This window comes from Salinicola sp., from assembly GCF_982684285.1.
Map to the genome: position 1 here is coordinate 1 of NZ_CEXLVS010000108.1, position 11,625 is coordinate 11,625.

Genomic DNA, 11,625 nt, shown 5'->3' on the forward strand with positions numbered 1-11,625 from the left:
GCGCTTCGGCCCCGAGGGACGTAATCTGCATCGCGCCCGGCAACTGCTGGCCCGGGGCTGGCGCAAGCGGCAGGATCCGCACGGGCTACTGCTTTCCACGGCCCGGAGCTATCTTTTCAACAGCGTACTGTCGGCGCGTGTCGCCGATGGTACTTGGTGCGTGCCGCAGCCCGGCGACGTTCTCAACCTGGAAGGGACCGCGAGCCGCTTCGCTGCGACGGAGATCGACGACTCGCTGCTCGCGAGGGCGGAAGCCGGCGACCTGCACCCTACAGGTCCTCTCTGGGGGCGAGGGCGGCTGGAGAGCTCGGGCGAGGTGGCCGAGCGGGAAACCCGCATCGCCGCCGGCTGCCCCGACCTGGCCGACGGGCTGGTGCAGGCGGGAGCGAGCCATGAGCGGCGACCGCTGCGGTTGCGGCTCAAGGAGCCCGAGTGGCGGACGGAAGGCGACGCCGCCTGGCTCTCTTTCTCGCTGCCACGAGGCGCCTTCGCCACGTCGGTGCTCAGAGAGCTGTTCCGGCATCCGACCCTGGTCTGACCCCGCCGGCCAGACGCTCGAGGAGGAAGGAGAAGAGATGCGCAGACTATTGCTATCCAACGACGATGGCGTGCACGCCCCGGGACTGAGGGCGCTCGCGCTGGCACTGGAGGGGCACTCGCGACTGAGGGTCGTGGCGCCCGATCGTGACATGAGCGGTGCCAGCAATTCGCTGACGCTGACACGGCCGCTGGCGTTGACCCCCATGGACTCCGGGTTCTATAGCGTCGACGGTACGCCCGCGGACTGCGTCTATCTCGGCGTCAACGGCGTGTGGGAAGAGAAGCCCGACCTGGTGATCTCCGGGATCAACCACGGCGGCAACCTGGGCGACGACGTGCTCTACTCCGGTACCGTTGCTGCGGCCATGGAGGGGCGCAACCTGGGGATGGCCGCGATCGCGATCTCGCTCTGCGGGCAGCGCCATTTCGAGACCGCCGGGCGCGTGGCGGCCAGCCTCGTCGGCGCGGCGGAGAATCTCTCGCTGCCGCCGCGCAGCCTGCTCAACGTCAACGTGCCGGACCTGCCGTGGAGCGAGATCCGGGGTTTCCGCGTGACTCGGCTGGGGTACCGTGGCCCGGCCTCCCAGCCGATTCACGTCAAGGATCCACGCGGGCGCGATCGCTACTGGATTGCCGCGGTGTCCGAAAACGCCGACGATGGCCCGGATACCGACTTCGCGGCGATCGAGGCGGGCTTCGTCTCGATCACGCCGCTGCAAACCGATTTGACCCGTCACGAGACGCTGAACGATGTACAGGGCTGGCTTGATGGATTGTCACACGCCTGAGGAACTCAGTGGTGTCGGCATGACATCGCAACGAACTCGCAATCGCATGGTCAAACGTCTGTCGACCGGCGGGATCCGCCACGCGGGGGTGCTGGAGGTGATGGCAGCGGAGCCACGCCACCTGTTCCTCGACGAGGCGCTGGCGCACCGTGCCTACGAGGATACGTCGTTGCCGTTGGGGCTGGGGCAGACGCTGTCCCAGCCCTGGATCGTCGCCCGGATGAGTGAGCTGGTGGCGCTGGCCGAACCGCAGCGAGTGCTGGAGATCGGTACGGGTTCCGGTTACCAGACCTTGATTCTGTCGCGCCTGGTCAAGAGCGTCTGGAGCGTCGAACGTATCGCCGCGTTGCAGTCCCGCGCCCGCCAGCGGCTGACGCGGCTGGGCGCGCACAACGTCAACCTGCGCCATGCCGATGGCGGCATGGGTTGGCCGCAGGCGGCGCCGTTCGACGTCATCCTGCTGACGGCCTGCGCCAGCGAGCTGCCGCAGGCGTTGCTGTCCCAGCTGCGCGACGGTGGCGTTCTCATCGCGCCGCTGGCGGATTCGGATGGACGGCAGTGGTTGACCCGAGTACGCCGGCGCGGGCTGGCGTTCGATCATCAGCGTCTGGAAGAGGTGCGTTTCGTGCCATTGCTTGAGGGAGTCATTCGTTGAAGCGCATCGCAAAAACCGTATTGAAAGGGATGGGAATGGGAGCGGCGGATGCCGTCCCGGGTGTCTCGGGGGGAACCATCGCCCTGATCGTGGGTATCTACGAGGAGCTGATCGAGACCATCAGACGCTTCGGTCCGGGAGCCTTCGGCGTCTGGCGCCAGCAGGGTCTTGCCGGCCTGTTCACCTATCTCAATCTGCGCTTTCTGGTTCCACTGGTGCTGGGCATCGGTGCCAGCCTGGTCACGATCGCGCATCTGGTGACGTGGCTGATGGCACATCACCAACTGCTGCTCAACGCCTTCTTCTTCGGGCTGGTGCTGGCGTCGGCCTGGGTGGTGATGCGTCAGGTCGGCAGTTGGCGCTGGCGTTATCTGCTTCCGGTGCTGCTGGGGTTGCTGCTGGCCGCCTTCCTGCCGCGCCTGCTGCCCGACATGAGCCAGGCCGGCGATGCGACGCTGTTCGTGGCCGGCGCGATCGCCATCAGCGCCATGCTGCTGCCCGGCGTATCGGGTAGCTTCCTGCTGCTGGTGATGGGGCTCTACGGTACCGTGATGAACGGCATCAAGAATTTCGACCTCGGGCTCATCTCGATCTTCGGCGCCGGCTGCCTGCTCGGGTTGTTCACGTTCTCCCGTCTGTTGTCCTGGTTGTTGCGTCACCACCACGCCATGACGTTGATGACGATCGTCGGCTTCATCCTGGGTTCGCTGCCGCAATTGTGGCCCTGGCGGCAGATAGCCAGCTATCGCCTGGCGGCCGACGGGCAGCAGGTGGCCTTGGCCTACCATTATCTGCTGCCGTCGGACTACGTCGCCGTCACGGGGCAGTCCTCCCAGTGGGGGGTGGCGGCGGCGTTGATCATCCTCGGCGTCGTAGTGGTAATGTGCCTGGGAGAGCGCAAAGAGGTCACGGCCTGACGCGTGTCGCCAGCACCCTCGTGCTTTTCGTTTCGTAAAAGGACTCTATCTCATGAGTAAGCGTCGCACCGCACTGCTACTGGGGCTTCTCCCGCTCGTCGCCGCCGGCTTGAGTGCCTGTACCACCTCGAGCGGACGACCGCAGGTGCAGGACCTTTCCGTCAGTCGCAACAGCGAGACGCCTTCGACCTACACGGTGAAGAGCGGCGATACCATCTACGGGATCGCCTGGCAGAATCGTGTCGACTTCCGCGACCTGGCCCAGCTCAACGGCATTTCACCACCCTACCGTTTGGAACCGGGACAGCAGCTGAGGTTGCAGTCCGGAGCGAGTGTCGGCGGCGGACAAGCCATCGCCAGCAGCGGCTCCGGCAGTGGCGGGGTAACGGCGACTGGGCGCGGCGGTGGAAGCGGCGGCGGGGCCCAGAGCGCCGGTGGCGACGATAATCCCTCCTGGCTGCTGCCGTCTGACGCTGGTGGCGCCGGTGCCGGTAACGGGAAGGCCGCGGGACAGGGTAGCGGACAGGCGGCGGGCGGCAGTGGCTCGTCTGCCGGGCCGGTCTACGCCCAGAATGGCGCCGCCGATGGCGCCCGCAACGCCAATCCCCCCGCAAACGCCGCCCAGGGTGGCTCATCGGGTACCACGGCAGCGCGCAGCACCAATGCCGACGCTCGCCAGCCGGCCGGCGCCGCGGAAGACGTCGCTTCCGCCTCTTCCGGGACCGCTGACACAGGCTCGTCATCTTCTTCTGCTTCCATCAATGCCGGGAGCACGAAAACGGCGACCGGTGCGGATGCCGGTACCGAGGTCGCCGGCGAACCCAGCGGTGCGCCGGACCGTTCCAGCCGGACCTACAAGCCGGTCGAGAACGTGCCGTGGCAGTGGCCGGCAAGCGGGCAACTGGTGGGCAAGTTCGATGACGATTCGAACATAACCCCCGGCATTGATATTGCGGGGCAAAAGGGGCAACCTGTCAAAGCAGCCGGACCAGGGATCGTGGTGTATGCCGGCGATGGCGTGCGGGGATATGGCAACCTCATCATTCTCAAGCACAATGATCGCTTCTTGAGCGCTTACGCACACAACGACTCGTTGAAGGTCAAGGAAAACGATGTCGTTGAGGCCGGAGAGACGATAGCTACCATGGGGCAGACGGATGCTGACCAGGTCGAGCTACATTTCGAGGTTCGCGTGAACGGACAACCTCAGGACCCACTACAATACCTGCCCGCGCGCTGATCCTGCATCGGCGCTCCAGACAGTCGTGCGGAAACCCGGCTTACTCTGCCCGTTTCCGTCCGCAGCCTGGGCTGCTGCCAAGAGGCCGCCCCGAAACCGCTACCGATAGACGCATCCGAACCGCCCTGCTCGACGTAGTCCTGACAACTGGATGTCGTCGAGCAGCCGGCTCGGGAAAGGGAGTCTCCGACGGCGGGTGTGGCCGCTTGGCCAGGGATGTTTACAAGACTGCAAGGAATAAGCGGTCGCCATGGCACGGTGCCGTCATGGCGAGGTACTCAGGAAGCCAAGATTGGGGGTAGTGGACATGAGCATGCTTGAACGGGAAATTCAGGATGTTGAGCTCGACGGTGTCGATACCACGGAGGTCGATAGCGATAACACGGGTCGCAAGGATGATGAAGACGCTTTCGAAAAGGCGTTGAACCGTGAAGAGAACTCCTACCACCATAGCCTCGACGCGACGCAGATCTATCTCAACGAGATCGGTTTCTCGCCGCTACTGACTCCCCAGGAAGAAGTGCATTACGGCCGACTCGCGCAGAAAGGGGATCCGGCCGGACGCCAGCGCATGATCGAGTCCAACCTGCGCCTGGTGGTCAAGATCGCACGACGTTACCTCAACCGTGGGCTGTCGCTTCTCGACCTGATCGAGGAGGGCAATCTGGGTTTGATTCGCGCCGTGGAGAAATTCGATCCTGAACGCGGGTTTCGCTTCTCGACCTACGCCACCTGGTGGATCCGCCAGACCATCGAGCGGGCGTTGATGAACCAGACGCGCACGATTCGCCTGCCGATTCATGTGGTCAAGGAGCTCAACATCTATCTGCGGGCGGCCCGCGAATTGACGCAGAAGCTTGATCACGAAGCGACGGCCGAGGAGATCGCCGAGTTTCTCGACAAGCCGGTCAGCACCGTCAAGCGCATGCTGGGGCTCAACGAGCGCGTCTCCTCGGTCGACTATCCAATGGGGGCGGAGAGCGACAAGCCGCTGATCGACACGCTGGCCGACGAGAACGAGGTCGGTCCGGAGTCGAATCTGGTCGATGACGACGTCAAGCAGCATGTCGACGAATGGCTGGTCGAGTTGAGCTACAAGCAGCGGGAGGTGGTCCTGCGGCGTTTCGGTCTGCGCGGCCATGAAGCGGCCACCCTCGAGGAAGTCGGCGAAGAGATCGGGTTGACGCGGGAGCGCGTGCGCCAGATTCAGGTCGAGGCGCTGAAGAAGTTGCGCCGGATGCTGGAGAAGCAGGGGTTGTCGATGGATTCGATTTTCGAGTAGGTCGATCTCCGCGCGCCTCAAATGCGTAAATACTCAAATGCGCAAATGAGGGTGGAGACCCATCGGACTATTGATCCAGTCGCATACATGCGGCATTGTATGTAAACCTCAAGCCGGGGCGTCAGCGAAACTGCTGGCGCCTCGGTCGTTTGTTGTATGGTTCCGGATGACGTCGACATGGATCGGCGTCTCGAGTCCGCCAGAAAACAGCCATGATTGGGTACCTGGGCGATGTCGCCGATAGCGGCTCCGGCTCGTGCATGCCGGCATGGACTCGCGTGGTCGGTTTGGGAGCGTCTTCCGTGCTCCACGATAGGAAATGTCTCGATGTCGCCTCTCATTTCGTTGCCGTCGCGCTCCCCCCTGCGACATGCCGTCTCGCTGCTGGTCGTGGCAGCGTTCGCCCCTTCGGTTCATGCGGCGGATCTGTTGACCATCACTCAGGACGCACTGGAGCATTCCGCCACGTTGAATTCGTCGCGTTCGACGTTCAGAAGCACCGAAGCCGGCCAGGATGTGGAGCGAGGCGACTTGTTGCCCCAGGTCAGCGCCACCGGCAGCGTCTATCGCTACGATTCACTGGACAGCCAGAGCTATGCCGGTTCCAGCGCCGGCCAGGGCGGGGCATCGGGTAGTAGCACGACCTCTTCCGGTGAAGATTACAACGGTACCAGCCTGGGCGTGAACGTGACCCAGGCGTTGTTCGACGCCACCAATTGGTACGAGTACCAGCAGAGCAAGAAGCAGGTTGGCCAGCAGGCGCTGCAGTTGGAAATCGACCAGCAGCAGTTGCTGTACGATGTCTCAGAGGCCTATTTCGAGATTCTGCGCGCCAAGGAAGTCCTGGAGGCGCGTCAGGCCCAGGAGAAGGCAATCGGCCGACAGCTGGAGCAGGCCAAGGAGCAGTTCAACGTCGGCCTGGTGGCGATTACCGATGTCAACGAGGCCAAGGCCGCTTTCGATTCGGCGCGAGCCCAGCGCATCGCCGCGAAGAATGACCTGCAGGTGAGTTTCGAGACGCTGGAGCGTCTGACTGGACAGCAGTACGCCAGTATCGCAAGCCTGGACGACGACCTGCCGATTCAGCCGCCCGCACCGGCCAATCGCGACGATTGGGTCGATATGGCGCTGTCGAGCAGCCCCTCCATTCAGTACGCTCAAGCCGCGGTCGAGTTGGCGAAGTCCGGTGTCGATATCGCCCAGGCCGGCCATCTGCCGACCCTGGACGCGTTCGCGGACTACTCCTACTCCGATAATGACCGTGACGAACTGCGGGGTCACAACGAGGACCTTCAGGTCGGGGTGCAGGCCAATCTTCCGATCTACACCGGCGGTTCCACCAGCGCTTCGGTGCGGCAGAACACCTACACGCTGGAAGCGACGCAGTACGATTTCGAGGATCAGCGTCGCTACACCACCCAGCAGGTTCGCTCGCTGTTCACTCAGGTGGGTAACGACGTCGAATCGGTCGATGCGCAACGCGAAGCCATCGTCTCCAGCCGTAGCGCGCTGGAAGCGACCCGCGCCGGCTACGAGGTCGGGACGCGCAATATCGTCGACGTGCTGGATGCGGAGCAGTCGCTCTACGAATCGATCTCCGACTACGCCGATGCCCGCTATACCTACGTGACGGATCTGCTCCAGCTGAGGCAGCAGGCCGGCGTGCTCAGCCTCGAGGTGATTCGCGGCACCAACCGCTGGCTACGCGACAGCAAGCCCGTGTCGCTGACATCGGTCGACGATGCCGACATGTCGGCGGTCGACGATATCGGCAAGCGTCCCACGCCGCCATCCATGCCCTGAAGCCCCTGCCGTCGGGGAAACCAGGTTCGACGCCGCTGCCACGGCAGCGGCGTTGTCGTTTCCGGCGTCGGTATCCGAGGCAGTTCGCTGCCGCTAGCGCTCCCGGACGGGGTAAAATGACACGGCTCAGCCGGTCGCTCGTGCCGGTTTCGTCCGATTGTTTCGAGGGAATCGTCATGGCCCGGCCCATCATCGCCGACATCGATCTCGACGCGTTGTGTCACAACTACGCCGTAGCCCGCGAGATCGCGCCTCGCAGCCACGCCATGGCAGTGATCAAGGCCGACGCCTACGGTCATGGCGCCGTGGCCTGCGCCAAAGCGCGGGCGGCAGTGGCACCGGCATTTGCCGTGGCGTCGCTGGAAGAAGCCGAGATTCTGCGTGAGTCCGGCATCCTGCAGCCGATACTGCTGCTGGAGGGAATCTTCGACACCGACGAACTGGCGCGTGTCGAGGCGCTGGGGCTATGGCAGGTCGTCCACAGCGACTGGCAGTTGGACGCCGTGTTGAGCTACTCCCCCGTCCGGCCGCTGACGGTGTGGCTGAAGCTCGACTCCGGGATGCATCGGCTCGGCTTCGATGCGGCCTCGTTCGTCGATCGCTGGGCGAAACTGAAGGCGGCCGACGACCGTGTCCGGGATCTCCATCTGATCAGCCACTTCGCCAGCGCCGACCAGATCGATCCGTCGCAGTTCGAGCGCCAGCGCCAGACGATCGAGTCCGTGCAGCAGCAACTGAATGCGCCGCTGTGCATCGCCAATTCGCCAGCGACGCTGGCCAAACCCGGCACTCATGGCCACTGGAATCGGCCCGGCATCATGCTCTACGGCAGCAATCCGCTCGAGGGGGCGTTGCCGGACGGTATGTCGCTGAAGCCGGTGATGACGTTGCGCTCTCGCCTGATTGCGGTCCAGACCCTGCCGATGGGGGAGCCGGTGGGTTATGGCGGACGGTGGCGCACCTCCCGGCCGGCCCGGATCGGCGTCGTCGCCGCCGGTTATGGCGACGGCTACGATCGGCATGCCGTCGACGGCACGCCACTGCTGGTCGATGGTCAGCGCTGCCCGCTGGTCGGGCGTGTCTCCATGGACATGCTGACGGTGGATATCAGCCATCTGCCCGACGCCGGCGTAGGCAGCGAGGTGGTGTTGTGGGGCCGGGGTCTCGGTGTCGACGAAGTCGCAAGGCATTGCGATACCATCGGCTACACGCTGCTCACCGGGCTGCTGCCGAGGGTGCCTCGGCGGTATCTGGCGCCCTGACGCCTCATCTTTTCGCTACACTGGCCGGCGTCTACAAAGAATCGGAAAGGACATGCCAAAGAAAGTCTACCCTGCCAACCGTGCCCATCCCCGTTACTGGGGCGCCTGGCTCGGCATCGGGCTGATGCGGGCGGGAGCGCTCCTGCCCTGGCGGCTCAAGCTGGCGCTGGGGCGAGGCATCGGATTGCTGACCTGGAAGCTCGCCAAGCGGCGTCGCCATATCACCGACACCAATCTGGCCCTCTGTTTCCCCGAGCTGGACGATCGGCAACGCGCGGAGCTGGTCAGGAAGACCTTCGTCGCCAACGGGATCGGCATTCTCGAAACGGCGACCGGCTGGTGCCGCGACCCCGAGCACCTGCGCCACCGCGTGACCTTCCGGGGGACCGAGCACATGGAGCGCGCCATGGCGCGGGGAAAGGGCGCGCTGATCATCGGCATTCACTTCTCCACCCTCGATCTCGGCGGCGCGCTGCACTCGCTGTTCTTCCCTGCCGACGTGGTCTATCGGCCCCATGACAACCCGGTTTTCGAGGACTTCATGACCCGGGCGCGGCGGGGGATCTTCGGCGCGGCCATCGATCGCCACGATCTTCGTGGCGTGGTTCGTCGGATCAAGGCGGGGCACGCGGTGTGGTATTCGCCGGATCAGGACTTCGGCCGCGAGGCGAGCGTCTTCGCGCCTTTCTTCGGCGTTCCCGCCGCCTCGATCAAGCTGACCGCCAAGATCGCCCGAATGACCGGTGCGCCGGTCATGCCTCTGATGTTTCACCGCAACCCGGACAACCGGACCTACACGCTGGAGTACCTGCCGCCCCTGGAGAACTTCCCCAGTGGAGACGACGTGGCCGACGCGGCGCAGGTGAACGCGTTCATCGAGCAGGCGATTCGTCGTCATCCTGAGCAGTACCTCTGGCTGCACCGTCGGTTCAAGACGCGTCCGCCGGGCGATAGTTCATTCTATTGAACGGGTTATTGCACGAGGGACTTGACGAAAGTTCGGGTAGCGACAAGGCTTAGACTGTCCTCATGGAACAGGAGGATGGTTTGCCGTGACCGGAAAAGCCGGGACGGCAAGTCCAACAGGCCAGCACAGGAAGAGTTGCCATGCTTAGCTACGCCGTGATTTTTCTCATCGTCGCCATCATCGCCGGAGTCCTGGGGTTCGGGGGTATCGCCGGCGCCGCCGCGACGATCGCCAAAGTGTTGTTCGTGATTTTCCTGATCCTCTTCGTCGTTTCGCTGATTCGAGGAAGAGGGCGCTGAGGCTCGATACGACAAGCGTCGTCACCAACAAATACCCCGCCTAGATGGCGGGGTATTTGGTTGTCGCGGCCGACAGCGTGAAGCGGTTTGCCGCTCAGGCGTCGATGCGCTTGTACTTCATTCGCTTCGGTGTGTCGTTGCCCACTCGCTTGTGATAATCCGCTTCGTACTCGGTGTAGTTGCCCTCGAAGAAGACCACCCTGGAATCCCCCTCGTAGGCCAGGATGTGCGTCGCGATGCGATCGAGAAACCAGCGATCGTGCGAGATCACCAGCGCGCATCCCGGGAAGGCCAGTAACGCTTCTTCCAGTGCACGCAGGGTTTCGATGTCGAGATCGTTGGACGGCTCATCCAGCAGCAGGACGTTGGCCGCCTGCTTCAGCGTCTGCGCCAGCTGGAGACGGCCCCGCTCGCCGCCCGAGAGATCGCTCAGGCGCTTCTGCTGGTCGGTGCCCTTGAAGTTGAAGCGGCCGACATAGGCGCGGGAGGAGACCTCGTAGCCATTGATGTTGAGGATGTCCTGGCCGTCGGAAACCGCTTCCCACACCGTCTGGGTGTTGTCGAAGTGATCGCGTAGCTGCTCGACGTAGGCGATGTCGACGGTATCGCCGAGCACGACTTCGCCGCCATCGGGGCTTTCCGTGCCGGCGATCAGCTTGAACAGCGTCGACTTGCCCGCCCCGTTACCACCGACGATGCCGACGATGGCGCCGGTCGGTATCTGGAACGAGAGGTTGTCGAACAGCATCTTCTCGTCGAAGCGCTTGCTGACATCGTGGAACTCGATGACCTTGTCGCCGAGACGCGGTCCGGGCGGAATATAGATCTCGTTGGTCTCGTTGCGCTTCTGGTAGTCGCCGGACTGCAACTCCTCGAAACGGTTGAGGCGCGCCTTGCTCTTGGCCTGGCGGCCCTTGGCGTTCTGACGGACCCACTCCAGTTCCTGCTTGATCGCACGCTGGCGACCGGCCTCCTGCTTGGCTTCCTGCTCGAGCCGCTTCTCCTTGGACTCGAGCCACTGGGAGTAGTTGCCCTCGAACGGGATGCCGTGACCACGGTCGAGTTCCAGGATCCAGCCGGCGACGTTGTCGAGGAAATAACGGTCGTGGGTGATGGCGACGACCGTGCCCGGATAGTCATGCAGGAAGCGCTCGAGCCAGGCCACCGATTCGGCGTCGAGGTGGTTGGTCGGCTCGTCGAGCAGCAGCATGTCCGGGCTGGACAGTAGTAGGCGGCACAGCGCCACGCGGCGGCGTTCGCCCCCGGAGAGATTGGCGACGCTCGCCTCCCAGGGGGGGAGGCGCAGCGCTTCGGCGGCCACTTCCAGCTTGCGCTCGATATTGTGGGCGTCGGCTGCCTCGATGATGTTCTCCAGCCGGGCCTGCTCGGCGGCCAGGGCGTCGAAGTCGGCGTCCGGCTCGGCATAGGCGGCGTAGACCGCCTCGAGCTGCTCCTGGGCCTTCTTGACTTCGCCCAGCGCCTCTTCGACGATCTCGCGGACGTTCTTGGCGTCGTCCAGCTCCGGCTCCTGGGGCAGGTAACCGATATTGAGCCCCGGCATCGGGCGCGCTTCGCCGTTGTGTTCGGTGTCGACGCCGGCCATGATGCGCAGCAGCGTCGATTTCCCCGAGCCGTTGAGGCCGAGCACGCCGATCTTGGCGCCGGGGAAGAAAGATAGCGAGATGTCCTTGAGGATCTCGCGCTTCGGGGGGACGACCTTGCCCACCCGGTTCATGGTGTAAACGTATTGCGCCATGGAAATCCGGTTATGTGTCGCGGTGGATAGAATCAGGCAGTCAGCGCTGGAGCGCCCGTCGGCGGGGCGCAGCCTGGATGAAGAAGGGTAAACCAGTCATGCCGACAATGCGAACG

The 11,625-nt window shown here is 64.1% G+C and carries 11 protein-coding genes; 10 read left to right on the plus strand and 1 reads right to left on the minus strand.

From position 1 onward, the window contains the following. From truD to AC3AYF_RS11025, 10 genes are all read left to right on the plus strand, one after another. A partial coding sequence (gene truD, locus AC3AYF_RS10980) for a tRNA pseudouridine(13) synthase TruD (protein WP_487779734.1) occupies window positions 1–538 on the plus strand: 538 nt, incomplete at its 5' end. Between the two features lie 37 nt (window positions 539–575). Further along, the gene (gene surE / locus AC3AYF_RS10985) at window positions 576–1,328 is read left to right on the plus strand and encodes a 5'/3'-nucleotidase SurE (protein WP_295039330.1); all 753 of its coding nucleotides are present in this window, start codon (window positions 576–578) and stop codon (window positions 1,326–1,328) included. Next, complete coding sequence (locus AC3AYF_RS10990) at window positions 1,309–1,983, plus strand: protein-L-isoaspartate(D-aspartate) O-methyltransferase (protein WP_295039328.1); 675 nt, start codon at window positions 1,309–1,311, stop codon at window positions 1,981–1,983. Before surE ends, AC3AYF_RS10990 begins: the two co-directional genes overlap by 20 nt. Then, window positions 1,980–2,900 carry a DUF368 domain-containing protein gene (locus AC3AYF_RS10995; RefSeq protein WP_295039326.1) on the plus strand — a complete coding sequence of 307 codons (921 nt, stop codon included), beginning with the start codon at window positions 1,980–1,982 and terminating at the stop codon, window positions 2,898–2,900. The genes AC3AYF_RS10990 and AC3AYF_RS10995 overlap by 4 nt, the downstream gene beginning before the upstream one ends. A gap of 52 nt (window positions 2,901–2,952) precedes the next feature. After that, window positions 2,953–4,140 carry a peptidoglycan DD-metalloendopeptidase family protein gene (locus AC3AYF_RS11000; RefSeq protein ID WP_487779735.1) on the plus strand — a complete coding sequence of 396 codons (1,188 nt, stop codon included), beginning with the start codon at window positions 2,953–2,955 and terminating at the stop codon, window positions 4,138–4,140. 307 nt (window positions 4,141–4,447) lie between these two features. Next, a complete protein-coding gene (gene rpoS, locus AC3AYF_RS11005) occupies window positions 4,448–5,422 on the plus strand; it encodes an RNA polymerase sigma factor RpoS (protein WP_295039322.1) in 975 nt (324 codons plus the stop codon). A gap of 327 nt (window positions 5,423–5,749) precedes the next feature. Further along, on the plus strand, window positions 5,750–7,225 hold the full coding sequence (locus AC3AYF_RS11010; RefSeq protein ID WP_295039320.1) for a TolC family outer membrane protein: 1,476 nt from the start codon (window positions 5,750–5,752) through the stop codon (window positions 7,223–7,225). 176 nt (window positions 7,226–7,401) lie between these two features. Further along, the gene (alr, locus tag AC3AYF_RS11015; protein ID WP_295039318.1) at window positions 7,402–8,487 is read left to right on the plus strand and encodes an alanine racemase; all 1,086 of its coding nucleotides are present in this window, start codon (window positions 7,402–7,404) and stop codon (window positions 8,485–8,487) included. Between the two features lie 52 nt (window positions 8,488–8,539). Continuing rightward, window positions 8,540–9,454: an LpxL/LpxP family Kdo(2)-lipid IV(A) lauroyl/palmitoleoyl acyltransferase gene (gene lpxL, locus AC3AYF_RS11020; protein WP_295039316.1), complete on the plus strand. Its 915-nt coding sequence runs from the start codon at window positions 8,540–8,542 to the stop codon at window positions 9,452–9,454. 140 nt (window positions 9,455–9,594) lie between these two features. Next, complete coding sequence (locus AC3AYF_RS11025) at window positions 9,595–9,753, plus strand: DUF1328 domain-containing protein (RefSeq protein ID WP_071231586.1); 159 nt, start codon at window positions 9,595–9,597, stop codon at window positions 9,751–9,753. A 94-nt stretch (window positions 9,754–9,847) separates the two neighbouring features. On the opposite strand, the gene ettA is transcribed toward AC3AYF_RS11025, so the two are convergent. Next, entirely contained in the window at window positions 9,848–11,509 is a 1,662-nt protein-coding gene (ettA, locus tag AC3AYF_RS11030) for an energy-dependent translational throttle protein EttA (protein ID WP_295039313.1), read from the minus strand. Window positions 11,510–11,625: the final 116 nt, after the last annotated feature.